Here is a 25,355-nt window from a genome sequence, read left to right on the forward strand (position 1 = left end):
TGGGTTACTGGCGGGCGACGGCTTGCTGCACACCGCTGTCGAGCAACTGATCGATGACTTGATCGACATTTACCCCGCGCCGCACCAGCTCCTCGGAAACCAGAATCGGCGCCGCCGCCTTGGATGCCTGCACGTCGTTGGCGGTGAGTTGCGGGCTGCTCAGGTCGGTGCGCGACAGTTGCAGTTTGGCCACGTCCAGCGGCAGACCGGATTCCTTGGCGAGCAGGGCGGCGAACTCGTCCGGGTTCTTCAGTGCCCACTGCCGCGCTTGCTCGTAGGCTTTGATCACCGTGTCGATGGTTTGCGGATGTTCCTTGGCGTACTGCTCGGTGACGCTGACCACGCCATAGCTGTTGAACGCCGGGTTGCGATACAGCAGACGCGAACCGGACTGCACCTGACTGGCGGCCATGTGCGGATCGAGCCCGGCCCAGGCATCGACGTCACCCTTTTCCAGCGCAGTACGACCATCCGGGTGTTGCAGGTGCACCAGCTCCACATCGTCTTTCTTCAGCCCGGCCTGTTGCAGGCTGCGCAGGGTGAACAGGTAAGGATCGGTGCCTTTGGTGGCGGCGATTTTCTTGCCCTTGAGATCGGCGATGCTCTGATATGGCGAGTCTTTGCGCACCACCAGAGCCGTCCATTCGGCGCGGCTGTAGACGTAGACCGATTTGATCGGGCTGCCGTTGGCGCGGCTCAGCACGGCGGCGAGGCTGGCGCTGGAGGCGAAATCGACGCCGCCGCTATTCAGGTATTCCAGCGAACGGTTACTGCCCTGGCTGAGTACCCAGCTGACTTTGGTTTGCGGCAGGGCTTTTTCGAGGAAGCCGAAATGCTTGAGCACCAGACTCACCGGGGAGTAATAGGCGTAATCCAGATGCACCTCGGCGGGCGCCGCTTCGGTTGCGTGGGCCAGCGGCTGCAGGCTCAGCGCCATAGCGCTGGCGACCAGCAGCGTTTTGAGACGGGAAAACGGTAAGAACGATGTCATGGGGCGCTCCGGCAAAGGCACTGTTTTTATGTCCAAAAAGATATTTTTATCAGCTGCGTCCTGCATGAATGGAATATTGCAGGCTCTGTGCCATGTGTTCGGAGGCCCGTATTTACGGGAGTTCGTCCCGTTCTGGCGACGTTCAACTGTTGCCGGAACAACAGTGTGCCAAGGGGCTGTTGCCGCGCGAACAGTGAGCATTCAGGGTGCTGAGCTTATGCATTAATCGAATTTAAAATGGTCCATCAAGAGCGTTATGGTCTATGCAACATCTATCGCAGGACCCGCCATGAAGCTCTCCAGATTCCTCCGCATGACACTGATTGCTGGACTGTTCACCACACCGCTTTCCTACGCTGCTGAGCCGTTGGTCCTGCACGTCGGTGATCAGAACTACTACAACATCCGCGCCTCGATCGAGGCTTCCGGGGTATTGAAAGACGCGCCGTACAGCGTCGACTGGAAACATTTCCAGGCCGCTGCGCCATTGGCCGAAGCGTTGCAGACCGGCTCGCTGGATCTGGGCTTTCTCGGGGACTCCGGTTTTCTGTTTCTCGCCGCCAAACAGGCGCCGGTGAAACTGATCGGGGTGTCGCGGCAGAACCCGGACACCATCGCGTTGCTGGTGCCGAAAGATTCACCGGTGAAAACCATCGCCGACCTGAAGGGCAAAAAGGTCGCCTATTGGCCCGGCGCCTGGAGTCAGCAACTGACCTTGCGCGCGCTGGAGCAGGGCGGTTTGCCGGAGAACTACGTCGACTTCGTCAAGTTGATGCCGATCGATGCCGCGGCGGCGTTACCCCAGGGCAGCATCGATGCCTTCCCGGTGTGGGAACCGTACATCTCGCAGCAAATCGTGTTTTCCGGGGCACGGCCGATTCTCACGGCGAAGAACCTCATGCCCGGCCTCAGTGCCATTGCCGCGTCGGCGCCATCAATCGACAGCAAACGTGAAGCGATTGCCGATTTTCTCGGACGTTTGAAACGGGCGCGAGCCTGGGTCGACAGCCATACCGACGAATACGCTGACCTGTGGGCGAAGAAGGCCAACCTCGATCAGCAAGTGTCGCGGCACTGGTTGCGCCAGGCGCACATGAGTGTCGGACCGGTGGATCAACAGGCGGCGGCCGACCTGCAAAGCACTGCGGACTTCCTGTTCAAGGTCAAGGCATTGCCGGCGCCGCTGGCCACCGCCGGGATCATCGACACCTCGTTCCAGCACGCCCTGGCTGACTGAGCGAGCGCTGGAACCAAACCCTGTGTAACCTATCCCACCCGGGCTCGCACAGCCGGGCGCAGGGATGGATCAGGGCGACGGAGTTTTGCCAGACGACAACAGGACCGCAACGGTCAGGTGCCAGGCAAAACATGAAATACGCGTTCAAGCTTCTTTGTGCAGCGGCCATCGCGCTCGGGCTGGCCGGCTGCATTGCCGCGCCCGTCGAGTTGACCGCGCAAACCGAAACCCGCCTCAAGGCCCAGGCGCCGGTGCGCTTCCTGCTGACGTTCGATGACGGTCCCAGTGCTTCGAGCTTGTGGAACCCGTCGGCGACGGTGCTCGACAGTCTCAAGGTCAACCCGGTGCAAGCGGACATCAAAGCGGTGTTCTTCGTACAGACCCGCGCACCCCGGGCCGGCAACAGTGAGATTGGTCGCGGCATCATGCGTCGCGAACACGCCGAAGGGCACATCCTGGGGTTCCACACCGCCACCCATTGGCACACCAATCATCGTTCGCTCGACCCGCAGGAACTGGAACAGTCGTTGACCAACGGCACGGCCGATATCACGGCGATCACCGGGGCCGTGCCGGTCTTGCTGCGTCCACCGTTCTGGAACTACGACAAGCGCACCTTCGCCGCCTATCAGCAACACGGCTTGCATGTGTTGTTGACCGATTTGAGCGCCAACGACGGCAAGATCTGGGGCTTCAACGCCAGCCCGAGGCGTCGGGCGAACATGCTGCGCCAGCTGTCGGAAGTGCGCGAGCGGATTGCCCTCGGCGAATTTCCCACCGTGGACGGGGTAATTCCGGTGGTGGTGACCTTTCATGACCTCAACCGCTACACCGCACGGCACACCCGCGAATACCTGCAAATCTTCCTCGACAGTGCCGCCGCCACGGGCGTGCGACTGGCGGACAAGCCGTTTTACGACGACCACGCGGCGCTGCAGAGAGCGGCGTTGGCGCGCACGGTTCAGCAGAGTTCGGAGGCGGTGCAATTGCCGGGAATCTGGAACTGGATTTGGGACCATGACGCCCACTGAGGCTGCGTCAAATATGTGATCGGGTTGGCAGTTGCCGGGGCGGCAGGTTGTCGAGCGCTCATCTATGCTCAACCGGTCGACCGACTCATCGCCTGCGAGGCGTGCGCCCCATGCTAGCCATTGACGACATCTGCCGGATAGTCGAATCCGGCTTTCCGTCGCTTGAATGCGAATGCACACAAGTGCAGGGACTGTTGCGGATCAAGGTGTACGAGCCTGACTCCGGGCGAGTCGAGTTGTTGCTCAATGGCGTGTCGCCGGAACATCTGGTGACGATCCGCGATATTTCCAACTTCATTGGCGAGTTGCGCACGGAGATGAGCGCCGGGCGCCGGGCATTCGCCGGTTGAAACCCTACAAGCGTCGCTGAAACGCCTGCACGATGCGCAGCGTCGCGTCGCTGGTGGGCAGATTCTGCACCGCATCCAGCGGATGCCAGATGCATTCGGTGATTTCGTTTTGCGGGCGCAATTGCTCAAAGTCCAGCACCGAGGCCTCGTAGACATGATGCTGGGTGCTGCCGCTGTGCAACTCCATCAGGTACAACATCTGCTCCGCATCGAGCGCGGTTTCTTCCTGCAACTCGCGGGTTGCCGCCCCGGCTTTGCTTTCACCGGGCTCGACTTTGCCGCCGGGCAATGTCCAGCGGCATCGGGGTTTGCGCACCAGGAGAATGTGTCGATCCTGTTCGCAAATGACGGTGGCGCGTATTTTCATCTGTTACCTGTTTGCCACTTGTCACAAAAGTGAAATAAATCTGCAATATCCGAGCCGCTTCGCGGATTGAAGGTTCCGTCGAAGTTTGGAGCATCGGGTCGAACGAAAAGTGCCAGCGCTTGGGCGCCTGGCGGTCGCGACACCCGGTCGGCACATTGCTGGCAGCAAGGTGTAAGGTAAAACGGTAGGGCTGAATCAATCGTTGGCAAAAAAGGAGGTGCCCATGAGCATTCCTGTATTGAACAAGATGCACATCAACGGCTACGACGTACTCAGCGTAAACAACGGCCCATGGCGGGTTTGTACCCAGGGCGACCGGCTTGCTTCATTTGGTAGCAGAGAGGAGGCGCTGGCGTACGCCGCCACGTTGCCGGGTTACAAACAACGCTCGGCGCGGGCGCAAAGTCACACCGAGTCTTGAAATCCATCTAACGAAAGAGCCCCGGTCGATGCCGGGGCTTTTTGTGAACGGAGGGGAAGTCAGTGAATTTTGATTCGGCTGATGGAGCGCGTCTTCACTTCCCTGGCGTACAACTGCAACCGTTCTTCATCACTTTGCAGGACCTCGCAAGACCTCAACACCGCCTGGGCATCTGCTTCGTTGCCGCTCTTGCGCAGTTGTTCGGCAATGCGCTTGAGGTCGACCGCCGACCAGCGCAGATCCGATGCAACGGCCTGCAGGTCGCGCTGAAGTTCGTGTTCGTATGGATTGAGCCGCATGATCACCTCCGGAATATTCTCGGTAGAACAGAGTAGTCGCATTTTTCGCCGGCGACGTACAGCTCGTCTGCCACTGGGCTGATCGGATGTAAATGTTTGTCCAAATACCCTTGCGGACGTCGTGCCACGATGGAAGTGCGCCCGGTAACACGGTACATTCGCGTTTTTTCAGATCAGGGAAACACCATGCGGATATGGATCGGGATTTTGGCGTTGGCATTGCTGGCAGGTTGCTCATTACCCGCATCGCTGGTACCGGGCGAGCCAAACCTCAGCAAGACCACCACCAAGGCGCCTAAAGACTATGCCGCGTGCTTGTTGCCGTTGTGGCAGCAGGACATACCGAAGACCACGCAGACGTCGATTTCCAACGGCTATCGCATCACCGCGCCGAGCCTCGTCACCGCTGACGAGATTCTCGACATCATCAAATACAAGGACGGCAGCCGCGTTTCCCTGTATCAGGGACCGCCATGGGCCAAGTCCGGGTCGTTGCGCAAATCGGTGCGTGACTGCCTGTAACGCACGTCTTCAGTTACGACAGCCAGCGACAAAAAAGCAGAAACCGGAGCAACGGTTTCTGCTTTTTTTTGTGTTTTGCGCAAGCCACGTTGTTCATTTGCAAGGCTATGAAAAAAACTCATGGCCCCATGATTTTTAATGGTTACAGCTCTCGCAAACCCTGGTGTTAAAAAGGGGCTGATCTGATTCTGCAGGATGCATAAGTTTTAGCGGCGTGCGTAATGCGCTGTGACAGTTGGGCGGCGGCATTTTTTCAGTCTGCACTAGGCTTGGATTGCCGGTCACTTATCGGGCCGGCAAGTCTTTCAAGGAGCCCTGGATCATGGATGATCTGGTCAAAGAAGTGATTCCGCTGTTGCAATACCTCATCCCCGGGTTTGTCTCGACCTGGATTTTTTATACGCTCACCGCATTCAAGCGACCTGACACGTTTGGGCAGATTGTGCAGGCGTTGATTTTTACGTTTGTGATTCATGGGGTGGTGTTGGGGATCGGGGCTATTGCCTTATGGATAGGCTCGAAGGGCTTTTCTGTAGGGAAATGGGATGGCAAAGCCCAGGCTATGTGGGCGTTTATGGTTTCAACGGGACTCGGCTTGTTATCGTGTGCGCTGGCCTCGAATGACAAGTTGCACAAATGGTTACGAAGTAAAAATGTAACCAATAAAAACTCTTATCCCAGCGAGTGGTACAGCACGTTTGTCCGCCACAATCGGCTGGTAACGCTGCATTTGACCGATGAAAGGCGATTGTTCGGCTGGCCCATCGAGTGGCCTTCCGGCCCCCTGGAGGGACAGTTCATCATGCTTAATCCAGGCTGGTTGGGGGAGGATGGCGTGGCGTTGCCTTTTGGCGCCGAATTATTAGTGATAGATTCATCGAAAGTTCAGTGGGTCGAATTCAGTTCTGTCGAAGAGGTTTCACCATGAGCGCAAAAGAGCCTACTCCCATGCCACCTAGCGTCAGGCGCCTCTTTTATGGCCCGGATGGCAAATTGCTGGCCAAGCCCCTTGTCAAAGGGCCGAGTGCGCCGCCACCGCTAAAACGCCAGTATAAAGATTGACTGAACGCCGCTCATCGAGCGGCGTTTTGTTATGTCATGCATTCATGGGATCTGCGGTCAAAGCGTATCCACCAACCAATCCCGAAACGCCTTCAACGACGGCAACGCCTCATTACGTGGCGGATACACCAGGTAATAGCTGCGCCGGCTGGTGATCGGTTCCCCCAGTTGCAGCAGCTCGCCGTTAAGCAATTCGTCCTCCACCAGAATCCGCGGCACCAGCCCCACACCGATATTCGCTCGCACCGCTTGAATCAGGTGCGAGGTCATTTCAAAGCTCGGCCCGATGCGCATGCTGCGGTGCGGTAAGCCGTGATGGGTGAACCATTCCGCCCAGGCCTGGGCGTTGCTGCTGACATTGAGCAACAGCTGGCCGGCAATCTGTTGTTCAGCGTCCAGCCGTTCGGCTGCCGACAACTGCGCGCTGGCGATCACCACCAGTTCTTCAGTGTGCAGGGGCAGGGCGCTCAGCCCTGGCCAGTCACCGGCGCCGACACAGATCGCAGCGTCGATCTCACTGGTGTCGAAGTCGATCGCTTCGATTCGCGAATGCAAGTGCACGGTCATGCCGGGGTGCGCGGTGTAGAAATCCTTGAGGCGTGGCAGCAGCCATTTCGAGCCGAAGGTCGGCAGCGTCGCCAGACGCAGGCTGTGAATGCCCGAACCAAACGCCATCGCCTGCAACGTCGCACTGCGGATCTGCCCGAGGGCTTCGGCCAGTTCGCGCTGATACATGCGTCCGACATCGGTCAGCACCACTTGCCGGCCTTCACGGCTGAACAGGCGCATGCCGAGCATCTTTTCCAGAATCTGCACCTGGCGGCTGACCGCGCTCTGCGTCAGCGACAGTTCGTGGGCGGCGCGGGTGTAGCTTTCATGGCGCGCGGCGGCCTCGAAAGCCAGCAACAATGACATGGACGGGGTGAGGGTGCGTGGATTCATTCGTTTTAGTCATGGATTGCGGGTCGATTTTACGCTTGTCCCCACGGCGCCAAGCAATGAACATAAGCACCATGAGATGGCGGGAGCGTGACGCAATCATTCGTTGCACACAACTGTTTACCGCCACACGGCCCGATTTTGACCGAGATTTACCGACCGATGATTGCCCAGCTGTCGCCCGCCAGCGCATTGAGCGCCGATTACCAGCAGTTCCTCAACGCGCTGAAAACCAGCGGCTTCCGTGGCGAGATCAGTGCCGATTACGCCAGCCGCGTGGTGCTTGCCACCGACAACTCGATCTATCAGCGCCTGCCGCAAGCGGCGGTGTTCCCGATGGACGCCGAGGATGTGGCGCGGGTTGCACGCCTGATCGCCGAGCCGGCTTACCGGAAAGTGGTGATCACCCCGCGTGGCGGCGGCACCGGCACCAACGGTCAGTCGCTGACCGACGGCATCGTGGTCGACCTGTCGCGGCACATGAACCGCATTCTGCAGATCAACGTCGAAGAGCGCTGGGTGCGCGTGCAGGCCGGGGTGGTCAAGGACCAGCTCAACGCTGCGCTCAAGTCTGCCGGGCTGTTCTTCGCCCCGGAGCTGTCGACCTCCAACCGCGCCACCGTCGGCGGCATGATCAACACCGACGCCAGCGGCCAGGGCAGTTGCACCTATGGCAAGACCCGTGACCATGTGCTGGAGCTCGACATGGTTCTGCGCGGCGGCGAGCGCCTGCACGGCGAAGCGCTGGCCGAAGATGATCTGGCAGCGCTATGCGCCCGCGAAGACCGGATCGGCGAAGTCTATCGCTGCGCGCGGCAGATCATTGATGAGCAGGGCGAACTGATCAAGCAACGCTTTCCTGATCTCAACCGCTGCCTGACCGGCTACGACCTGGCGCACCTGCGCGAGGCCGACAATCGCTTCAACCTCAACAGCGTGCTGTGCGGCGCCGAAGGTTCGCTGGGGTTTGTGGTCGAGGCCAAGCTCAACGTGCTGCCGATTCCCAAACACACCATGCTGGTGAACATCCGCTACGCCGGGTTCATGGATGCGTTGCGCGATGCCCGGGCGCTGATGGCGCTCAAGCCGCTGTCGATTGAAACCGTCGACTCCAAAGTATTGCTGCTGGCCATGCAGGACATCGTCTGGCACGGCGTCGCCGAATACTTCCCGCAGAGTGCCGAACGGCCGACACTGGGGATCAACCTGGTGGAGTTCTGCGGTGATGATCCTGATGATCTGCAGCGCCGGGTCGAAGCCTTCCTCGAACACTTGAGCAGCGACACCACGGTCGAACGCCTCGGGCATACGCTGGCGGTCGGGCAGGCGGCGGTGAACAAGGTCTATGGCATGCGCAAACGCGCGGTGGGCCTGCTTGGCAACGTTGCCGGGGAAGCGCGGCCGCAGCCGTTTGTCGAAGACACGGCGGTGCCGCCGCAGCACCTGGCCGAGTACATCGCCGAGTTGCGCGAGCTGCTCGACAGCCACGGTTTGCAGTACGGCATGTTCGGCCATGTCGATGCCGGCGTGTTGCACGTACGGCCGATCCTCGACATGAAAGATCCGCAGCAAGCGGCGCTGGTGCGTCCGGTGTCCGATGGCGTGGCGGCGCTGACCCAGCGCTACGGTGGTCTGTTGTGGGGTGAACACGGCAAAGGTCTGCGCTCGGAATACGCGCCGGCGTTTTTCGGCGAGTTGTACCCGGCGCTGCAGGCACTGAAAGCCGCGTTCGACCCGTTCAACCAGTTCAACCCGGGCAAGATCGCGACCCCGGCCAACAGCGATGCGCAGCTGTTGAAGATCGACGAGGTGACCCTGCGCGGCGAACTGGATCGGCAGATCGACGAAAAAGTCTGGCAAAGCTACGGCGCTGCCCTGCATTGCAACGGCAACGGCGCCTGCTACAACTTCGATCCCGACGACGCCATGTGCCCGTCGTGGAAGGCCACCCGCGAGCGTGCGCAATCGCCCAAGGGCCGCGCCTCGCTGATCCGCGAATGGCTGCGTTTGCAAGGTGAGGCAGGCGTCGACGTGTTGGCCGATGCGATCCGCCGGCCGGCGTTTTTCAGCAGCGTGTGGACGCGCTGGCGCAACAGCCGCACGCAGGATGCGGACTTTTCCCATGAGGTTTACGACGCCATGGCCGGTTGCCTGGCGTGCAAGTCCTGCGCGGGGCAGTGCCCGGTCAAGGTCAATGTGCCGGAATTCCGCTCGCGGTTTCTCGAGCTGTATCACACCCGTTATCTGCGCCCGGCGCGGGATTATCTGATCGCTTCGCTGGAATACAGCATCCCGTACATGGCGCGGATTCCGGCGCTGTACAACGGTTTGATGGGCGCCTCGTTGGTTCGCAACCTGCTGGAACGTCTTGGCGGCATGGTCGACGTGCCGTTGCTCAGCCGTTTTGATTTCCACGCGACGCTGCGTCGCTGGAATGTGCAGCCGGCGACGGTGGCCAAGCTCTCGGCGCTGACCCAGGCCCAGCGCGAACGCAGTGTGGTGCTGGTGCAGGACGCGTTCACCCGTTATTTCGAGGCGCCGTTGCTGGCGGATCTGCTGGAGCTGATGTCGCGGCTGGGCTATCAGGTGTATCTGGCGCCGTTCAGTGCCAACGGCAAGCCGCTGCACGTGCAGGGCTTCCTCTCGGCGTTCAACCGCGCGGCGTTGCGCAACGCCCGGCAACTGCGCGAACTGGCCGATGTTGGCGTGCCGTTGTTGGGGCTGGACCCGGCGATGACCCTGGTCTATCGCCAGGAATACCTGAAAGTGCCCGGTATGCAGGCGTGCCCGGAAGTGGCGCTGGTTCAGGAGTGGCTGCTCAAGGTGATGCCGGAACGGGCCTGCGCTGACACAGCCCAGTCGTTCCGTTTGCTGGCGCACTGCACCGAGAAAACCAATGCGCCGGCGGCAACCCGGCAGTGGGAGCAGGTGTTCGAACGGGTCGGGTTGAAACTGGCGACCCAGGCCACCGGTTGCTGCGGCATGTCCGGCACTTACGGCCACGAGGCGCGCAACCGCGAAACCTCGGCGGTGATCTACGAGCAATCCTGGGCCAGTCAGGTCGAAGCGCCGGCCGAGCGCGGCGAAGCGCTGGCCACCGGTTACTCATGCCGCAGTCAGGTCAAGCGCCAGTCGGATCGGGCGTTGCGCCATCCGTTGCAGGTGTTGCTTGAGGTGCTGCGTCGCTGAGCGGCTCGTCGTCCGGGGCGTTGTCCCAGATCAGTCGCGGGTCGAAACTCATCGCCGAGAGCATGGTGAACACCACCACCATGCCGAAAAACAGGATGCCCGGGCGAGGTTCGATATCGCCCAGCGCCTGAAACTTCACCAGTGCCGCGACCAGGGCAACCACCAACACGTCGAGCATCGACCAATAGCCGATCAGCTCGACGAACCGGAACAGCTTCGAACGCTCACGGCGCGCCCAGCCGCTGTCGCGCTGCACGGTGACCAGCAGCAGCGTCAGCGCGACGAACTTGATTCCCGGCACCGCGATACTGGCGATAAAGATGATCAGGGCGATGTCCCACGCGCCACCTTCCCAGAACTCCAGCACGCCGCTCATGATCGTGCTGTCGGCGCCGTTGCCGAGCATCACGGTGTTCATCACCGGCAGCAGATTGGCCGGCACATAAAACGCCAGCGCGGCGAACAGGTAGGCCCAGGTGCGCGTCAGCGAGTTGGGCTTGCGTCGATGCAGGGGCGCCTCGCAGCGCGGGCACTCATGCGGCTCGTCGGTCATGTCGCAGGCCAGTCCACAGCTGTGGCACAGGCACAGGTTGAGTTCGCTGGCGGTCGCGGGTCGCTTCATAGAATGTCCCACAGATCCCGAACATCGCGCCCGGCGATGCGGATCATCATCAGGCTCAGCACCGCCAGGGCGAACAGGCCGATACCCGGCAGCACATCGAGCAGCCCGGCCAGTTTGAACACCGCGACCATCGCCCCCAGCAGACACACTTCAAGCATGCTCCACGGGCGCAGAGTTTCCAGCCAGCGCATACACACCCTGAACCCCGGCGCGCGCCGCGAGGACATGGCGAAACACAGCACCCAGATCAACAGCACCAGTTGAAACGCCGGGGCGATGATGATCGAGATCGCCGCGACCATCGCCATGAACGTGATCGGCCCCTGACTCAGCGCCAGCACTGAATCCCACAGCGTCGCGCTGTTTTTCAGGCCCTTCATGCTGATGCTCATCACCGGATAGAAGTTGGCGAACAGCCAGAGCATCGCCGCAGTGAAACTCAAGGCCAGGCGCTGCTCGACGGTCAGGCCGTTATAGCGCTGCAGCACGCCGCCGCAACGCACGCAGAGGGTTTTCTGGTGTTTGGCGAGCGCGACTTTTTCGTACACGCAATCGCAATGCTCGCAGATGATCAGGTGTTCGGTTGAGGTCATGGGCAACGCTCGACAGCAGGCGCAAAGGGCAGGGGGCGCCTGATCACTATAGAAGCCTGACGTGATTGGGCAAATGTCGTTTGGGTTGGGAATCGACTTTTAATGTTATAGAGTAACGCCAATTTTTGGCGGGTCGTGCGGTTGCGATCCCCTGATTCATTTACTTGTTGGCGAAATGTCCATGACCACTGCGTTTGCTCGCTCCACCCCGGCGCCGACCGGCCGCCTGCTGTCCATTGATGCGTTGAGAGGTCTGGTGATCCTGTTCATGTTGCTGGACCACGTGCGTGAGACGTTTCTCCTGCACCGTCAGGTGTCTGACCCGATGGACATCGCCAACACCGAGCCGGCATTGTTTTTCAGTCGCACGCTGGCGCATCTGTGCGCGCCGGTGTTCGTGTTTCTGACCGGACTGTCTGCGTGGCTGTTTGGCGAGAAGTATGCGGGCAAGGCTGACGTGAGTGCCTTCCTGTTCAAGCGTGGGCTGTTTCTGGTGGTGCTGGAATTCACATTGGTGAATTTCGCGTGGACGTTTCAGTTGCCGCCGAGCGTGATCTATCTGCAGGTCATCTGGGCGATTGGTCTGAGCATGATCGCGTTGTCGCTGCTGGTCTGGCTGCCGCGCGGGCTGTTGCTGACGCTGAGTCTGGCGATCATTGCCGGGCATAACCTGCTCGATGGGCTGCATTTCGCAGCGGACTCGGCATTGCATGTGCCATGGGCGATTCTGCATGACCGCGGCTGGATCGACGCCGGCGACAGCTTGCGCTTGCGCACCTCGTATCCGCTGTTGCCGTGGATCGGTGTGATCGGCCTGGGTTATGCGCTGGGCCCGTGGTTCGCCCGGGCGGCCGATGCGGGGATCCGTCAGCACTGCCTGTTGCTGGCGGGTGTCGCCGGTCTGCTGGGCTTCGTCGGGCTGCGGCTGCTCAACGGTTATGGCGAAAAACCTTGGGCACTGCACGACACGACCGTGCAAACGTTGATGGCGTTTTTCAACATCACCAAGTACCCGCCATCGCTGCTGTTCATCACCCTGACGTTGGGTGTGGGACTGCTGTTGTTGCGGCTGTTTGAAAGGTTCCAGACGCGGCGCTGGATCCGCTGGCTGTGCGTGTTCGGTTCGGCACCGATGTTTTTCTACCTGCTGCACCTGTACGTGCTGAAGGTGCTTTATCTGATCGCCGTGGCGCTGTTTGGCCTTAACCACGGAAGCTATTTCGGCTTCGATTCGGTGCCGGCGATATGGCTGATGTCGGTATTGTTGGCGCTGGCGCTGTACCCGGCGGTGCGCTGGTTTTCGTCGCTGAAGGCGCGGCGTCGCGACATTGCCTGGCTGAAATATCTGTAAGCCCTATTGGCCACCGCGCTCGCGCGCGAAGTCGATAAAAGCCTTGAGCGGTGCCGGTACATGGCGCCGGCTCGGGTAATACAAATGCAGGCCCGGATAGTAAGGGCACCAGTCGGCCAACACCTGAATCAGACGTCCCACGGGGCAATCAGTTGGTGGTCGGTCTGCTAAGTGCTTCGGCCGTGTTGCTGGTGTTGTTCGTGATCATTAAAAGGCACGTCAAACACCCGATGCTCAATCTGAGCCTGTACAACGTCGGTGACGTTAGTGCTGGGGCTGTTGAGCAAGAGGCGGATGGTTACTGAGTCGCAACAACAAGCTGCGTAACAACCTGTAGGCGCTGTCGAGTGAAACGAGGCTGCGATCTTTTGATCCTGATCTGCAAAATCAAAATCAAAAGATCGCAGCGTGCCGCAGCTCCTTCAGGTGACGGTGATGTCTCAGGTTATTTGCGATCCAGCCACACCGTCTGCGCGTTGCAGAACTCGCGCACGCCGAAGTGCGACAGTTCGCGGCCGAAACCGCTTTTCTTCACGCCGCCGAAGGTCACGCGCGGGTCGCTGGCGGAGTAACCGTTGATGAACACGCCGCCGGTTTCCAGTTCGCTGGTCAGTTGCTGGGCCAGTTGCACGTTGGCGGTGTAGATCGTCGCGGTCAGGCCGAAATCGCTGTCGTTGGCCAGGGCCACGGCGTGGGCGCAATCGCGGGCGGTGATGATCGACGCCACCGGGCCGAACAATTCCTGTTTGAACGAGGTCATGCGGTCGGTGACGTCGGCCAGCACAGTCGGCTCATAGTAGTTGCCCGCACCTTCGGCCTTGCCGCCGCCGAGCAGCAGCGTGGCGCCTTCTTCGAGGGTGGCGCGCACTTGCTGGTCGAGTTCGTCCCGCAGGTCGAAACGTGCCATCGGGCCGATGTAGGTGTCGTCGGACAACGGATCGCCGACCTTCAGCTTGCGCGTGGCTTCGACGAATTTACGGGTGAATTCCTCGACCACGCCTTCTTCGATGATCAGGCGCTTGGCCGCGGCGCACACCTGGCCGGAGTTCTGGTAACGGCCAATCACGGCAGCCTGCACGGCTTCGTCGAGATCGGCGTCGTTGAGCACGATGAACGGATCAGAGCCGCCCAGTTCCAGCACGCATTTTTTCAGTGCGGCACCGGCCTGGGCACCGATGGCCATGCCGGCGCGTACGCTGCCGGTCAGGGTGACGGCGGCGATGCGCGGGTCTGCAATCGCAGTGGATACGCCTTCTGGGGTGACGTTGATCACTTCAAACACGCCGTCGGCGAAACCGGCATTTTTGAACGCGTCGCGCAGCAGGTAGGCGCTGCCCATCACGTTCGGCGCATGCTTGAGCACGTAGGTGTTGCCGGCGATCAGCGCCGGTACCGCGCCGCGCAGCACTTGCCAGATCGGGAAGTTCCACGGCATCACCGCGAGGATCGGGCCGAGCGGACGGTACTCGATCCGCGCTTTGCCGCCTTCAACCTGGGTCGGCTCGGCGTCGAGCATGGCCGGTCCGTTTTCGGCGTACCACTCGCAGAGCTTGGCGCATTTTTCGATTTCGCCACGGGCCTGGGCGATCGGCTTGCCCATTTCCAGGGTGATCATGGTCGCCATGGTTTCAGCGCTGTCACGCAGGGCACCGGCCAGTGCGGTCAGGGCGCGGGAGCGGTCTTGCAGCGGCTTGCGTTTCCACTTCGAGAAACCGAATGCGGCGCGGGTCAGCGCAGCGTCGAGGGCCTCGGCGGATTCAAACGCGTAGTGGCCGATCTGCTCGCCGGTGGCGGGGTTGATCGAGATGGCGTGGGTCTGGCTGGAAATCGGGCTCATGGCGGGCTCCTGCGAGTTCAGTGGATGGGCCTAGAGTAGGGTGGCGTTTGTTTTCTGGAAACTGAATAATAAAGATCGTTTCTTTCACGATTGGAGAATGACTGTGGATCTGGTGCAGCTGGAAATCTTCAAGGCCGTTGCCGAGCACGGCAGCATCAGTGCCGCCGCGGCGCAGATCCATCGCGTGCCGTCGAACCTGACCACGCGGATCAAACAACTTGAGCAGGATCTGGGCGTCGACCTGTTCATCCGCGAGAAAAGCCGTCTGCGTCTGTCGCCGGCCGGCTGGAGCTTTCTCGAGTACACGCGGCGCATTCTCGATCTGGTGCAGGAAGCTCGCGCCACCGTCGCGGGTGAAGAACCGCAGGGCGCGTTCCCTCTGGGGTCGCTGGAAAGCACGGCGGCGGTGCGTATTCCCGAGTTGCTGGCGGCGTACAACCAGGCGCATCCCAAAGTCGATCTGGACCTGTCGACCGGCCCGTCCGGGACAATGATCGACGGCGTGCTGTCTGGGCGATTGGCAGCGGCGTTCGTCGACGGCCCGGTGCTGCACCCGGCCCTCGAAGGCGTGCCGGCGTTCGAGGAAGAAATGGTCGTCATCGCGCCGCTCAATCACGCCCCGGTGCAGCGCGCGGCGGACGTCAACGGCGAGAATATTTATGCATTCCGCTCCAATTGCTCCTACCGGCACCATTTCGAAAAATGGTTCAGCACCGACGCCGCCGTGCCCGGCAAGATCTTCGAGATGGAGTCGTATCACGGCATGCTCGCCTGCGTCAGCGCCGGAGCCGGGCTGGCGCTGATGCCGCGCAAGATGCTGCAGAGCATGCCCGGCAGCGCGACGGTCAGCGTCTGGCCACTGGCGGCGGATTTTCGTTATTTGACGACGTGGCTGGTGTGGCGCCGGGGCACGGTGTCGCGCAGTCTGAGCATGTTCGTGCGCTTGCTGGAAGAGCGCGGCGTGGTGCGCGCAGAAGAGTAGCCGCGTCGACGGCCTCCCTTATGCCGCAGCACACTTATGCTTCACGGCGTACCGTTTCTGCCGTGAAGACGAAAGCCTGCGCGCTGACTCAGACGCTCGTAATACGCCCCGACGGCCGGATAGTGCGGATGCGCAAGCGGCGTTTCGAACCAGCGATTGACCGACAGCCCGATGGGAATGTCTGCCAGCGAAAACGCCGCGCCGCTGACGTAGGCGCCAGTCTTCTGCAGCTGCTGATCAAGGATGCCCATGGTCTTCGACCATTGCTCGACACCGTTGGCCAACGCGGCACGGTCCTGATGATCCGCTGACTGACGCACCAGCGACATGAACGCATACGACCATGAGCGGTTCAGCTCCGACGCCTGCCAGTCGATCCACTGGTCGACTCGCGCCCTGGCTTGCGGCTCGGAAGGGTAGAGGCCTGCGCCGCCATATTTGGCCGCCAGATAACGAATGATCGTGTTTGATTCCCACAAGGTGAAATCGCCGTCTTGAATCACCGGCACCATCGCGCACGGGTTAAGGGCGAGGAACTGCGGTGTGTCGGTGGGGGTGAAGCCCGAGCCCCAATCCTCGCGTTCGAACGGGATCTGCAGTTCGGCGCAGGTCCACAGCACCTTGCGCACATTGATCGATGACGCCTTGCCCAGAATTCGCAGCATGGGATTCCCTGTCTCGTGGATGTCTGTCGGGCCTCAAGAAATACCACACTGCAACGCAGAAGGCCCGCGCATGGCGGGCCTTCGTTTGTCATCCGGGCGCAGTCACAGACTGCCCACCAGTTTCCCGCCCATCATCCGCCGCCGATAGGCGCTGTCTCGACTGGCCAGCCAGAAGTACAGCGGCGAGGTCACCAGCAGGCCCACCAGCCACGACAGGTCCGCGCCGTTGATGTGCGCCGACACCGGGCCGACGTACAGCGGGGTGTTCATGAACGGGATCTGCACGGCGATGCCGATGGCGTAAGCCAGTAGCGCCTGCGGGTTGTAGCGTCCGTAGATACCGCCGTCGACCTGGAAGATCGACTGAATGTCGTACTTGCCCTTGTGGATGGCGTAGAAGTCGATCAGGTTGATCGCCGTCCACGGCACCAATACCACCAGCAGCACCAGCACCATGTCGACGAAGTGGCCGATGAAGTCCTTCGATGCGCCGACTGCGGCGAAGCAGCAGGCCAGCAGAACGATGATCGAGATCACTGCGCGGCTTTTGGCGGTGGGGATCCAGCGGTAGGCGAAGGTCTGCACCAGGGTGATCAGCGACAACACCGCGCCGTACAGGTTAAGGGCGTTGTGGCTGATCACGCTGAGCAGGAACAGCACCAGCATCAGCGGGCCGATGGAGCCGGTGGCGAGTTTGACCGCGTCCATGGTGTCCATGCCCACCGGTGTCGCCAGCACGGCGACGGCACCGAAGATGAACGCCAGACTCGAGCCCAGTGCCGAGCCCAGGTATGTCGTCCAGAACGTCGACGAAACTTTGACGTCCGCCGGCAAGTAACGCGAATAGTCGGACACGTAAGGGGCAAACGCGATCTGCCACAGCGCGGCCAGCGACACGGTGGCGAGCCAGCCGGACAGGTTGAAGCTGCCGCGGGTGAGGAAGTCATCGGTTTGAATATGGGTGAAGATGTAGCCGAAACCGACGGCGATGCCGATCCCCAGCACCCAGGTGCCCATGCGGTTGAGCACGTGGATGAAGCGGTAGCCGATGATGCCGATGATCCCCGAACCGAGGGCGCCGATCACGATACCGACCGGCACCGGCACGCTGTCGACCACGCCATGCAGCGACTTGCCGGCAAGGACGATGTTGGAAGCGAAAAAGCCGATGTACATGACGCCGGCAATCAGCACCACCAGCAGGGCGCCGAGCGAGCCGAACTGCGCACGACTCTGGATCATCTGCGGAATGCCCATCTGCGGGCCTTGCGCCGAGTGCAGCGCCATCAGCACGCCGCCGACCAGGTGACCGACCAGAATGGCGACGATGCCCCACACCAGGTTCAGGTGGAACAACTGCACGCCCAGCGCGCCGGTCACGATCGGCAATGGCGCGATATTGCCGCCGAACCACAGCGTGAACAGATCCCTGACCTTTCCGTGGCGATCTTCGGGGGGCACATAGCCTATCGTGTGTTTTTCAATGAGCGGGGCGGATGTTGTTGCAGAGGTGGACATGACGAACTCCAAGGCAAGGATGAGTACGTGGACGTACTTCGGTAAGCGCCGACACGGACGGCGCATTTCTTGTTGAAGCGATCATGTGCAAAGGCCCGGGATAGATAAATTAGTAAGTTTGTTGCTTCAGACCTTAAAAAATATATGCCCCGGGTGACGCGTAGCTCCGGTATGTTCAGGCTTCACTCTTTTCTGGATTTACACAGTCCTGTGGTGAGGGGATTCATCCCCGATGGGCTGCGAAGCGGCCCCTCTGTTGACTTTAAAAACAGGGGCTGCTGCGCACCCCATCGGGGATGAATCCCCTCGCCACAAAAGCGTTGTCTCATTTGCAGAGGTTTTATATGGCCGCCTACAACCTGCGCCAGCTCAAATACTTCGTCACCACCGCCGATTGCGGCAGCGTCGCCGAAGCCTCGCGCAAGCTCTATATCGCCCAGCCGTCGGTGTCGACCGCGATCAAGCATCTGGAGGAAAGCTTCGGCGTGCAGCTGTTTATCCGCCATCACGCCCAGGGCGTATCGCTGACGCCCAGCGGTTCGCGGTTCTATCGCAAGGCGCTGGAGTTGCTGCGGGTGGCGCATGAGTTCGAGCAGAACGCGCTGGCTGACAACGACGTGGTCTCGGGGCAGATCGATATCGGCTGTTTCGAAACGGTGGCACCGTTGTATCTGCCGCGCCTGATCGCCGGATTCAAGGAACGTTGGCCGGGGGTGGAAATCCGCATTCGCGATGGCGAACAACAGGAACTGGTGCAGGCGCTGACCGCCGGCAGCATCGATGTGGCGATGCTGTTCGAACATGAGCTCGACACCACTATCGAAACCACGCCGCTGATGCCGCCGCAACAGCCTTACGCCTTGCTGCCAGCCGATCACCGCTTTGCACAACAGGCAAAAGTCTCGCTGCACGATCTGGTGCTGGAACCGATGATCCTGCTCGACGTGGTGCCCAGCCGCACCTACTTCGTGAGCATCTTCGAGGAGCGCGGACTGACGCCGCACATCGTCTTCAGCTCGCCGTCGATCGAGATGGTGCGCGGCATGGTCGGGCGCGGTTTCGGCTTTTCGATTCTGGTGACCCGACCGTTTGGCGAATACACCTACGACGGGCAGAAAGTGGTGTGCGTGCCACTGGCCGAAGACGTCACCGGTTCAGGCTTGTCGGCTGCGTGGCTGCGCCGGGTACAACTGACCAAACCGGTGCAGTTGTTCGTCGATCACTGCCGAGAAGAGCTGGCCCGACTGCACGCCTGAAGGCCGGCAGTCAGGCCGAACGGATCAAGCGCGAATCGAGGTCAGCATCCGTTGCAGCATCGCGTCGCAGGCATCCAGTTGCGCACGACTGACAAACTCATCGGGCTTGTGCCCCTGGTCCATGCTGCCGGGGCCGCAGACCACGGTGGGAATACCCGCCGCATCGAACAGTCCACCCTCGGTGCCGAACGCCACCGTGCCGAATTCCCCTGAACCGCAGAACGCGGCAATCAGCCGCGCTGCCTCACTCCGTGCATCGGTGGCCAGGCCAGGATAGGCCGACAATTCACTGAAGCGAATCGCGCTGTGCGCACTCACCGCCCGCATGCGCGGCAGTATTTGTTGCTCGGCGTAGGCCTGCAACTGCTGCGCGACCTGCGCCGGATCCTGCGAGGGCAGGGCGCGGATCTCGAAGTCGAAGCGGCAATCGGCAGGAACGATGTTCAGCGCCTTGCCGCCGCTGATCACCCCGGTCTGCACCGTGCTGTAGGGTGGGTCGAAACGACTGTCGTGATGCTCGGGCGCTTGCAGTTGCCGGCCGATGCGCCCCAGCTCGCCGATCAGTTCGGCGGCGTACTCGATGGCGTTGACCCCCAGCGGCGCGTACGCCGAATGACACGGATGACCGTGCACGTCGCAGCGCATCGCCAGTTTGCCTTTATGGCCGAGCACCGGTTTCAGTTCGGTGGGTTCACCGATGATGCACAGCAGCGGTTTGACCGGGCGCTGTTGCAGCTCGGCGAGCAACGAGCGCACACCGAGACAGCCGACTTCTTCGTCGTAGGACAGGGCGATGTGCACCGGCCTGCGCAGTTCAGTCGCCACCAGTGCCGGCACCAGCGCCAGCACGCAGGCGATGTAGCCCTTCATGTCCGCCGTGCCGCGTCCGAACAGCTTGCCGTCGTGCTCGCTGAGTTCGAACGGCGCAACGGTCCACGGTTGACCGTCGACCGGCACCACATCGGTGTGGCCCGAGAGCACGATGCCCGGTTGATCGGCCGGGCCAATGGTGGCGAACAGGTTGGCCTTGCTGCGCTCGGCGTTGTAGATCAACTCGCACGGCACGTCGAAACCGGCGAGGTAGTCGCGTACGAACTCGATCAACTGCAAGTTGGATTCGCGGCTGGTGGTGTCGAACCCCACCAGCGTCTTGAGCAACGCGACGCTGTTCATCGATCATCACCGGCAACGCCATAGCCCGGCGCCTTGGCCGGGTCGAGCGCGCGGTCGATGTAGTCCTGCAACTGCGGTTGATAGGCGTCCCAGAGCTTTTGCAACTGACCGATCGGGTCTTCGTCGGCCCAGTCGACGCGCAAATTGACGATAGGCCAGGTCTGTTCGCCAACCACCACCACGGCCGCTGAATGCACCGGTCCGGCTTCGCCGCCGAGGGCTTGCGCGGCGTGCAGAGCCTTGAGCAAGCGGTCGGCCAGTTGGCCTTCGCCGTCTTCAAAAGCACGGACCATCGCCTCGATCACCGCACGTCCGGCGAGCATGTTGCCGGCGGCCACGCATTGTTCGCCGCAGACTGCGTTGTGCACGCCGAGGGTCTGGGCGCCGCTGAAATGCGCGGTCTGGCCGAGGTGGTTGATTGCAGTGATCTGCCGGTACTGGCTGTAGCCGTTGCGGGTCAGGACTTTGTCCAGCGCCGCGTCGGGCGCCAGGCCTTGCTCGATCAGCGCGAGGACTTCGGGGCCGAGGGACGGCAGGGTGATGTTCTGGCTCGATACCGCGCCGACGCCCGGCAGCAGCCACGGACAGCGCGCGCCGACGGCGATGCTGGAGGAACTGATGGCGACCCCGAACTGGCCGGTTTCGGCGCAACGGGCTGCGATTGAAAAGGTCATGGTCTAACTCCTTGTGTGTCTGGGCCGGCCTCTTCGCGAGCAGGCCGCGACTCGGTCTGCCGACTTATTCGGGAATCACCGCCACCACATCAATCTCCATCAGCCACTGCGGTTGCCCCAGCGCCGACACCACCAGCCCGGTGGAGATCGGGAACACGCCTTTGAGCCATTTGCCGACTTCCTGATACACCGGCTCGCGGTAGCGCGGGTCGATCAGGTAGGTGGTGGTCTTGACGATGTGGCTCATGTCGCTGCCGGCTTCTTCAAGCAGTTGCTTGACGTTGCGCATGGCCTGTTCGGCCTGGGCACGCGGATCGCCGAGGCCCACCAGATTGCCGTCGAAATCGGTGCCGACCTGACCACGGACATACACGGTATTGCCGGCGCGCACGGCCTGGCACAGGTCGTTGTCCAGGGTCTGGTTAGGGTAGGTGTCCTTGGTGTTGAACATACGGATGCGGGTGTGGGTTGGCTTGCTCATGTACAGCTCCAGACAGTGGCGGCGACGGTGCGCTGAACACCGCCGCGAAAGAGGGAAATCAGGCGTCGACGGTGTCGGCGGCTTTCATGTTGGCGGTGCAATGCAGGGCCGCTTCACGCTGCTCGGCATCCTGGTAGTCGAGGTATTTGCGCTGGGTGGCGATGTGGTCGGCCACGTGTTTAGCGTCGTGCCACACGCCCCAGATGAACGACGAGCCGCGCCGTGACTGCCATGGCAGCCCGAGGAAATACACCCCCGGCTCACTGGACACGCCGCGCTGGTGCTGCGGTTTGCCCTTGTCATCAAAGGCCGCGACTTGCAGCCAGGAATAATCCACGGCAAACCCGGTGGCCCAGATGATCGAGGTGATACAGGCTTCGGCCAGATCCAGGTCGACCAGCGGATGTTTCACGCACTCCGGGTCCGGATACGTCTCGCGCGCTTCAGGTTCTAGCGGCAGGTCGAGACCGTTGCGCTCGATGTAGGCGTCGGCGGCATCCAGCAGGGCGAGATAGTTGTCATCGCCACGTTTGAGGTTGTCGACCAGGTCCTGCTTGAAGGTCACCACGCCGTGATTGAACGACTCGGTGACGCCGACCAGGGTCATGCCACGATGGGCCAGGCCACGGAAGTCGATGGTGCGCCCGCCATGCGCGCCGCTGACCGCGATGGTCACGTGCTCGCGGCCGGGTTTCATTGCCGCCTGATCCCACTCGCCGAGCACCCCCAGCCACCAGCAGAAATCGCGGTTGCGATAGGCACGTGGCGGACGGTCGTGGGCGCCCACCGAGAGGTAGACCGGCTTGCCGGAACGCTGCAGTTCATCGGCGATCTGCACGCCGGACGAACCGGCACCCACCACCAGCACCGCGCCTGCAGGCAATTGCTGCGGGTTGCGATAGTCAGCGGAGTGGATCTGCAGCAGGCGCGGGTCTTGCGGGGCGATCGGCGGGATCACCGGGCGCTGGAACGGGCCGGTCGCCGCGACCACGCGGCTGGCCTCGATTACCCCCTCGGAGGTCTCGACGGTGAAGCCCGGACGACCGACATTGCGCACCACGCTTTTGACTTCGACGCCGGTGCGGATCGGCGCGTTGAATTTCTTCGCATAGGCTTCGAAGTAGTCCGCTACGCGCTCTTTAGGGGCGAACCCGTCGGGATCGACATCATCGAATTCCAGCCCCGGAAAGCGGTCGTGCCACGCCGGACCGTTGGCGACCAACGAGTCCCAGCGTCCGGTGCGCCAGCGTTCGGCAATGCGGCTGCGTTCCAGCACCAGGTGCGGCACACCAAGTTTGCTCAGGTGCTCGCTCATCGCCACACCCGCCTGTCCGGCGCCCACTACAAGCGTGTCTGTTTTTATTATTTCAGTGGTCATTTCTACATCCTTCCTGGCAAGGCAAGTGGATTCGGATCGCTTCAGGCTTGTCCGTTTTGCTTGCGGTCAGACTAGGCAGGAGGGGGGTATCGGTAAAATATTATTAAGCTGGGATGTGAATACAAATTGCTGAAGCAGAAGGGTGAAGCCCAGTAAAACCGGGGCTTACAGGGCTAGGGAAGGGTTGTCCCGGGCGTGAAAACCCGGGACAGAGAGGGAAAATATTGCCTGCAAGGATGACCAGCGCTGCGTCTGCGCTCAGCTCAAGCGACTCGGCGCGATACCCAGCAGCCCGGTCAGCGTGTTCATGATCGCCTGCTGCCGCGCGCGATTGGCCTGGTGCTCGGCTTCGGCGGTGGCAACATCGGCGGCGCAATGTGGACAGATCACCTCGTGCGGATAGATGTACTGCAAGCAGCTGCGGCACAGGCTCAGTTGCGGGGCGATCCGGCCTTGCTCCGGAGACTGCTGGCCCTGATTGATCCACGCCAGTTTGATCACCTGACCGCTGTCACTGACGCTGCTGACCTTCTCGCCGTTGTCGATGCGTTCGGTGATCAAGTCGAAACGGCCGACTGCAAACGACTTCTGCGCCGCGTCCTCGACCTTGACGATGCGCTCGCGCAGCCCGCGCTTCTGCAGCTCCAGCGTGCGGTAATGGCAGTAGGGGTTGTTGCCGGGTTTGCCGAGCAGCGAATGCGAAGTCCAGGTGCAACCGCCGCGACAGACATCGTTGTAATAACAGCCACGGCAGTAACCCCACATGTCATCCACCGAGCGCAAGCGGCCGAAATGCATGCCTTCGCTGTAGTGCCAGATGTCGTGCAGGCTCATGTTGCGCACGTTGCCCCCGGAGAAGCCGACGGTCGCCAGTGACGGGCAGCCCTTGACGGTGCCGTCGGCTTCCAGCGCGAGGACGGTCTGGCCGGCGGCGCAACCGGTCCAGTGCACACGTTCGTCACCGAAGCCGCGCCACAAGTGTTCATACGGGCCGTAATAACCGATGTTGTTGCCGACGTTCATCAGCAGGCCGCGGTCGACGCCTTCGCGGTACAGCCGCGCCAGCAACGGCATCACTTCCAGCAGTTGATAGGGTTGCAGCAGCAACTCCGGGTGATCCACCGCGTTGCCCATGGCAACGGTGATCTGGATCTGCCAGTGGGTGGCGCCGAGTTCGATGATGGTGTCCATCAGCGCCGGCAAGTCGGGCAATGTGGCGGCACCGATCTGGGTGTTGACGCTCACCGCCAGCCCCGAGGCCTTGGCCCGGCGCAGGGTGTCCACGGCCTTGTCGAACGAGCCGGGTACGTTGCGCACCGCATCGTGCAGCGGGGCGAGGCCGTCCAGGGAAATGCCCACGCCGTCGAGCCCGGCATCCACCGCCGCCTGCATCTTCGCCGGGGTCAGGTTGCGCCCGCCGGTCTGGATCGCGCAGTACATGCCATGGTCGTGAATGGCCTTGATCAGTTGCGTCCAGTCCTTGCGCAGATAGGCTTCGCCGCCGATCAGGGTGATCTCGCGGGTGCCGAGTGCGGCCAGCGAGTCGATGACGTCAAGGCACTCGCGGGTGTTGAGTTCGTCCGGCCGTCGATGCCCCGCGCGGGAGCCGCAATGCAGGCATTTCAAGTCGCAGGCCAAGGTGATCTCCCAGACCACGTGCACCGGCACGTAGCGTTTGAGATCGGTGTCGCTGAGGTAACGGGCAGGGCGCACGTCTGACATGGGACATCCTTGCGCACGGTGCCGTGCGCGCTACGAATGGATTGATCGCGGTTGAAAAGTCTCGGGCGAGATCCGTTGCGATCTCGCCCGGGGCTTGCCGGTTAACGCGCTTCCAGTCGCGCGATTTCCGCTTTCAGATGCTCAAGGGCACTGCGCAAGGCGCCCTCGTGCGCCAGTTGCTGCTCGGCCTGTTGCACCACGGTTTTGAGTTGCGCCAGATCGCCGCTGGTCTGCGCCTGCTGCACGGCCACGGCATACAGTGGCTGCGGATGTGGCCCCGGACGTGGCTGCTCGCTGGGCGCCTGATGCACCGCGACGTGTTTCACTTCGTGCCACTGGCCCTGTTCTTCATAGCGATAATCGACGAAACCGCTGGCCCAGTCGCTGCCCAGAATGCCTCTGAGGTGGAACGTCTGGGCGATCTGGCTGGGCGGGCGGCTCGGGCCGCCGTCGAGGGTGAGGATGATGTGGTTCTCGACGTTGGCCGTCAGCTTGGTTTCGGAAAAACTGCCCCAGACCTGCGCCCGGTAATTGACCGTCGGCCAGGTGGCCTGGAACACACTGGCAATCCCGCTGACACGTTTGTGCGCGGTATCGACAAGCAGATCAAGGGTCAGGACCGGTGCCCCGGGCAGTGCATTGCTGATGCTCAGACGGGTGTGAAAAAGTCCAATCGACATGGTGCTACTCCCTAA

General features: G+C 61.6%; 25 protein-coding genes and 1 pseudogene. 10 read left to right on the plus strand and 16 right to left on the minus strand.

Annotated features, from left to right (window positions below):
* Positions 1 to 4: 4 nt before the first annotated feature.
* Positions 5 to 991, minus strand: coding sequence for an aliphatic sulfonate ABC transporter substrate-binding protein (locus HBN98_RS21940; protein ID WP_083368799.1), 987 nt, complete (start codon positions 989 to 991; stop codon positions 5 to 7).
* Positions 992 to 1,280: 289 nt separating this feature from the next.
* Between HBN98_RS21940 and HBN98_RS21945 the strand changes: the two genes are divergently transcribed.
* The 3 genes from HBN98_RS21945 (at position 1,281) to HBN98_RS21955 (ending at position 3,609) form a co-directional block, all read left to right on the plus strand.
* Positions 1,281 to 2,228: an ABC transporter substrate-binding protein gene (locus HBN98_RS21945; RefSeq protein WP_083368800.1), complete on the plus strand. Its 948-nt coding sequence runs from the start codon at positions 1,281 to 1,283 to the stop codon at positions 2,226 to 2,228.
* A gap of 131 nt (positions 2,229 to 2,359) precedes the next feature.
* Positions 2,360 to 3,259 (plus strand): polysaccharide deacetylase family protein, encoded by a 900-nt coding sequence (locus tag HBN98_RS21950; protein WP_083368801.1) that lies wholly within the window; start codon positions 2,360 to 2,362, stop codon positions 3,257 to 3,259.
* 110 nt (positions 3,260 to 3,369) lie between these two features.
* Positions 3,370 to 3,609, plus strand: a complete 240-nt coding sequence (locus tag HBN98_RS21955) for a DUF1652 domain-containing protein (protein ID WP_064587954.1) — start codon at positions 3,370 to 3,372, stop codon at positions 3,607 to 3,609.
* 4 nt (positions 3,610 to 3,613) lie between these two features.
* Here the strand turns inward: HBN98_RS21955 and HBN98_RS21960 are convergent, their stop codons facing one another.
* Positions 3,614 to 3,976, minus strand: coding sequence for an NUDIX hydrolase (locus tag HBN98_RS21960; RefSeq protein ID WP_083368802.1), 363 nt, complete (start codon positions 3,974 to 3,976; stop codon positions 3,614 to 3,616).
* Between the two features lie 223 nt (positions 3,977 to 4,199).
* Between HBN98_RS21960 and HBN98_RS21965 the strand changes: the two genes are divergently transcribed.
* The gene (locus tag HBN98_RS21965) at positions 4,200 to 4,397 is read left to right on the plus strand and encodes a hypothetical protein (RefSeq protein ID WP_064587952.1); all 198 of its coding nucleotides are present in this window, start codon (positions 4,200 to 4,202) and stop codon (positions 4,395 to 4,397) included.
* Positions 4,398 to 4,456: 59 nt separating this feature from the next.
* Here HBN98_RS21965 and HBN98_RS21970 read toward each other — a convergent pair whose 3' ends face one another.
* Positions 4,457 to 4,696, minus strand: coding sequence for a hypothetical protein (locus tag HBN98_RS21970; RefSeq protein ID WP_083368803.1), 240 nt, complete (start codon positions 4,694 to 4,696; stop codon positions 4,457 to 4,459).
* A 186-nt stretch (positions 4,697 to 4,882) separates the two neighbouring features.
* Here HBN98_RS21970 and HBN98_RS21975 point away from each other — a divergent pair, with 186 nt between their 5' ends.
* Both HBN98_RS21975 and HBN98_RS21980 read left to right on the plus strand, forming a co-directional pair.
* Positions 4,883 to 5,218: a hypothetical protein gene (locus tag HBN98_RS21975; protein ID WP_064587950.1), complete on the plus strand. Its 336-nt coding sequence runs from the start codon at positions 4,883 to 4,885 to the stop codon at positions 5,216 to 5,218.
* Between the two features lie 322 nt (positions 5,219 to 5,540).
* A complete protein-coding gene (locus tag HBN98_RS21980; protein ID WP_083368804.1) occupies positions 5,541 to 6,146 on the plus strand; it encodes a DUF6338 family protein in 606 nt (201 codons plus the stop codon).
* Between the two features lie 191 nt (positions 6,147 to 6,337).
* Here the strand turns inward: HBN98_RS21980 and HBN98_RS21985 are convergent, their stop codons facing one another.
* On the minus strand, positions 6,338 to 7,222 hold the full coding sequence (locus tag HBN98_RS21985) for a LysR substrate-binding domain-containing protein (RefSeq protein ID WP_064587948.1): 885 nt from the start codon (positions 7,220 to 7,222) through the stop codon (positions 6,338 to 6,340).
* 159 nt (positions 7,223 to 7,381) lie between these two features.
* On the opposite strand from HBN98_RS21985, the gene ydiJ reads away from it, so the two are divergent.
* Positions 7,382 to 10,408, plus strand: coding sequence for a D-2-hydroxyglutarate dehydrogenase YdiJ (ydiJ, locus tag HBN98_RS21990; RefSeq protein WP_083368805.1), 3,027 nt, complete (start codon positions 7,382 to 7,384; stop codon positions 10,406 to 10,408).
* Here the strand turns inward: ydiJ and HBN98_RS21995 are convergent.
* Positions 10,341 to 11,030 carry a paraquat-inducible protein A gene (locus HBN98_RS21995; RefSeq protein ID WP_083368806.1) on the minus strand — a complete coding sequence of 230 codons (690 nt, stop codon included), beginning with the start codon at positions 11,028 to 11,030 and terminating at the stop codon, positions 10,341 to 10,343. The genes ydiJ and HBN98_RS21995 overlap by 68 nt on opposite strands.
* Complete coding sequence (locus HBN98_RS22000; protein WP_083368807.1) at positions 11,027 to 11,623, minus strand: paraquat-inducible protein A; 597 nt, start codon at positions 11,621 to 11,623, stop codon at positions 11,027 to 11,029. The genes HBN98_RS21995 and HBN98_RS22000 overlap by 4 nt, the downstream gene beginning before the upstream one ends.
* 181 nt (positions 11,624 to 11,804) lie before the next feature.
* Here HBN98_RS22000 and HBN98_RS22005 point away from each other — a divergent pair, with 181 nt between their 5' ends.
* Entirely contained in the window at positions 11,805 to 12,974 is a 1,170-nt protein-coding gene (locus HBN98_RS22005) for an acetyltransferase domain-containing protein (RefSeq protein WP_083368808.1), read from the plus strand.
* 3 nt (positions 12,975 to 12,977) lie between these two features.
* Here the strand turns inward: HBN98_RS22005 and HBN98_RS22010 are convergent.
* Positions 12,978 to 13,112, minus strand: a pseudogene (locus HBN98_RS22010) (LysR family transcriptional regulator); the annotation flags it as partial.
* A gap of 307 nt (positions 13,113 to 13,419) precedes the next feature.
* Positions 13,420 to 14,811, minus strand: coding sequence for an aldehyde dehydrogenase family protein (locus HBN98_RS22015; protein WP_083368809.1), 1,392 nt, complete (start codon positions 14,809 to 14,811; stop codon positions 13,420 to 13,422).
* Positions 14,812 to 14,914: 103 nt separating this feature from the next.
* Between HBN98_RS22015 and ptrR the strand changes: the two genes are divergently transcribed.
* Complete coding sequence (ptrR, locus tag HBN98_RS22020; RefSeq protein WP_064590014.1) at positions 14,915 to 15,793, plus strand: putrescine utilization regulator PtrR; 879 nt, start codon at positions 14,915 to 14,917, stop codon at positions 15,791 to 15,793.
* Positions 15,794 to 15,834: 41 nt separating this feature from the next.
* On the opposite strand, the gene HBN98_RS22025 is transcribed toward ptrR, so the two are convergent.
* Together HBN98_RS22025 and HBN98_RS22030 are read right to left on the minus strand one after the other, a co-directional pair.
* Positions 15,835 to 16,458 carry a glutathione S-transferase family protein gene (locus tag HBN98_RS22025; protein WP_083368810.1) on the minus strand — a complete coding sequence of 208 codons (624 nt, stop codon included), beginning with the start codon at positions 16,456 to 16,458 and terminating at the stop codon, positions 15,835 to 15,837.
* A gap of 102 nt (positions 16,459 to 16,560) precedes the next feature.
* Positions 16,561 to 17,976 carry a purine-cytosine permease family protein gene (locus tag HBN98_RS22030; protein ID WP_083368811.1) on the minus strand — a complete coding sequence of 472 codons (1,416 nt, stop codon included), beginning with the start codon at positions 17,974 to 17,976 and terminating at the stop codon, positions 16,561 to 16,563.
* Between the two features lie 344 nt (positions 17,977 to 18,320).
* On the opposite strand from HBN98_RS22030, the gene HBN98_RS22035 reads away from it, so the two are divergent.
* The gene (locus tag HBN98_RS22035; RefSeq protein WP_083368812.1) at positions 18,321 to 19,232 is read left to right on the plus strand and encodes a LysR family transcriptional regulator; all 912 of its coding nucleotides are present in this window, start codon (positions 18,321 to 18,323) and stop codon (positions 19,230 to 19,232) included.
* Between the two features lie 24 nt (positions 19,233 to 19,256).
* Here HBN98_RS22035 and argE read toward each other — a convergent pair whose 3' ends face one another.
* The 6 genes from argE to HBN98_RS22065 all read right to left on the minus strand — a co-directional run bounded on the left by argE (position 19,257) and on the right by HBN98_RS22065 (position 25,340).
* The gene (gene argE, locus HBN98_RS22040; protein WP_083368813.1) at positions 19,257 to 20,405 is read right to left on the minus strand and encodes an acetylornithine deacetylase; all 1,149 of its coding nucleotides are present in this window, start codon (positions 20,403 to 20,405) and stop codon (positions 19,257 to 19,259) included.
* Positions 20,402 to 21,079: a DUF1028 domain-containing protein gene (locus tag HBN98_RS22045; protein ID WP_083368814.1), complete on the minus strand. Its 678-nt coding sequence runs from the start codon at positions 21,077 to 21,079 to the stop codon at positions 20,402 to 20,404. The genes argE and HBN98_RS22045 overlap by 4 nt, the downstream gene beginning before the upstream one ends.
* A 64-nt stretch (positions 21,080 to 21,143) precedes the next feature.
* Positions 21,144 to 21,560 (minus strand): RidA family protein, encoded by a 417-nt coding sequence (locus tag HBN98_RS22050; protein WP_003225869.1) that lies wholly within the window; start codon positions 21,558 to 21,560, stop codon positions 21,144 to 21,146.
* Positions 21,561 to 21,618: 58 nt separating this feature from the next.
* The gene (locus HBN98_RS22055; RefSeq protein WP_083368815.1) at positions 21,619 to 22,938 is read right to left on the minus strand and encodes a flavin-containing monooxygenase; all 1,320 of its coding nucleotides are present in this window, start codon (positions 22,936 to 22,938) and stop codon (positions 21,619 to 21,621) included.
* A 258-nt stretch (positions 22,939 to 23,196) separates the two neighbouring features.
* Complete coding sequence (locus HBN98_RS22060; RefSeq protein ID WP_083368816.1) at positions 23,197 to 24,660, minus strand: GDL motif peptide-associated radical SAM/SPASM maturase; 1,464 nt, start codon at positions 24,658 to 24,660, stop codon at positions 23,197 to 23,199.
* A gap of 101 nt (positions 24,661 to 24,761) precedes the next feature.
* Entirely contained in the window at positions 24,762 to 25,340 is a 579-nt protein-coding gene (locus tag HBN98_RS22065) for a DUF1842 domain-containing protein (RefSeq protein WP_064587936.1), read from the minus strand.
* Between the last annotated feature and the right edge of the window lie 15 nt (positions 25,341 to 25,355).

This window comes from Pseudomonas koreensis (assembly GCF_012986595.1).
GTDB classification, from domain to species: domain Bacteria; phylum Pseudomonadota; class Gammaproteobacteria; order Pseudomonadales; family Pseudomonadaceae; genus Aquipseudomonas; species Aquipseudomonas koreensis.

What these genes read in the sequence shown, in the direction of transcription:
- argE (WP_083368813.1), bottom strand. Translation starts at nt 20,405, where the DNA reads ATGAACAGCGTCGCGTTGCTCAAGACGCTGGTGGGGTTCGACACCACC.
- HBN98_RS21960 (WP_083368802.1), bottom strand. Translation starts at nt 3,976, where the DNA reads ATGAAAATACGCGCCACCGTCATTTGCGAACAGGATCGACACATTCTC.
- HBN98_RS21945 (WP_083368800.1), top strand. Translation starts at nt 1,281, where the DNA reads ATGAAGCTCTCCAGATTCCTCCGCATGACACTGATTGCTGGACTGTTC.
- HBN98_RS22025 (WP_083368810.1), bottom strand. Translation starts at nt 16,458, where the DNA reads ATGCTGCGAATTCTGGGCAAGGCGTCATCGATCAATGTGCGCAAGGTG.
- HBN98_RS22055 (WP_083368815.1), bottom strand. Translation starts at nt 22,938, where the DNA reads ATGACCACTGAAATAATAAAAACAGACACGCTTGTAGTGGGCGCCGGA.
- HBN98_RS22030 (WP_083368811.1), bottom strand. Translation starts at nt 17,976, where the DNA reads ATGTCCACCTCTGCAACAACATCCGCCCCGCTCATTGAAAAACACACG.
- HBN98_RS22035 (WP_083368812.1), top strand. Translation starts at nt 18,321, where the DNA reads ATGGCCGCCTACAACCTGCGCCAGCTCAAATACTTCGTCACCACCGCC.
- HBN98_RS21955 (WP_064587954.1), top strand. Translation starts at nt 3,370, where the DNA reads ATGCTAGCCATTGACGACATCTGCCGGATAGTCGAATCCGGCTTTCCG.
- HBN98_RS22045 (WP_083368814.1), bottom strand. Translation starts at nt 21,079, where the DNA reads ATGACCTTTTCAATCGCAGCCCGTTGCGCCGAAACCGGCCAGTTCGGG.
- HBN98_RS21980 (WP_083368804.1), top strand. Translation starts at nt 5,541, where the DNA reads ATGGATGATCTGGTCAAAGAAGTGATTCCGCTGTTGCAATACCTCATC.
- HBN98_RS22050 (WP_003225869.1), bottom strand. Translation starts at nt 21,560, where the DNA reads ATGAGCAAGCCAACCCACACCCGCATCCGTATGTTCAACACCAAGGAC.
- HBN98_RS22015 (WP_083368809.1), bottom strand. Translation starts at nt 14,811, where the DNA reads ATGAGCCCGATTTCCAGCCAGACCCACGCCATCTCGATCAACCCCGCC.
- HBN98_RS22005 (WP_083368808.1), top strand. Translation starts at nt 11,805, where the DNA reads ATGACCACTGCGTTTGCTCGCTCCACCCCGGCGCCGACCGGCCGCCTG.
- HBN98_RS21950 (WP_083368801.1), top strand. Translation starts at nt 2,360, where the DNA reads ATGAAATACGCGTTCAAGCTTCTTTGTGCAGCGGCCATCGCGCTCGGG.
- HBN98_RS21975 (WP_064587950.1), top strand. Translation starts at nt 4,883, where the DNA reads ATGCGGATATGGATCGGGATTTTGGCGTTGGCATTGCTGGCAGGTTGC.
- HBN98_RS21970 (WP_083368803.1), bottom strand. Translation starts at nt 4,696, where the DNA reads ATGCGGCTCAATCCATACGAACACGAACTTCAGCGCGACCTGCAGGCC.
- HBN98_RS22000 (WP_083368807.1), bottom strand. Translation starts at nt 11,623, where the DNA reads ATGACCTCAACCGAACACCTGATCATCTGCGAGCATTGCGATTGCGTG.
- HBN98_RS22060 (WP_083368816.1), bottom strand. Translation starts at nt 24,660, where the DNA reads ATGTCAGACGTGCGCCCTGCCCGTTACCTCAGCGACACCGATCTCAAA.
- ydiJ (WP_083368805.1), top strand. Translation starts at nt 7,382, where the DNA reads ATGATTGCCCAGCTGTCGCCCGCCAGCGCATTGAGCGCCGATTACCAG.
- HBN98_RS21940 (WP_083368799.1), bottom strand. Translation starts at nt 991, where the DNA reads ATGACATCGTTCTTACCGTTTTCCCGTCTCAAAACGCTGCTGGTCGCC.
- HBN98_RS21965 (WP_064587952.1), top strand. Translation starts at nt 4,200, where the DNA reads ATGAGCATTCCTGTATTGAACAAGATGCACATCAACGGCTACGACGTA.
- HBN98_RS21985 (WP_064587948.1), bottom strand. Translation starts at nt 7,222, where the DNA reads ATGAATCCACGCACCCTCACCCCGTCCATGTCATTGTTGCTGGCTTTC.
- HBN98_RS21995 (WP_083368806.1), bottom strand. Translation starts at nt 11,030, where the DNA reads ATGAAGCGACCCGCGACCGCCAGCGAACTCAACCTGTGCCTGTGCCAC.
- HBN98_RS22065 (WP_064587936.1), bottom strand. Translation starts at nt 25,340, where the DNA reads ATGTCGATTGGACTTTTTCACACCCGTCTGAGCATCAGCAATGCACTG.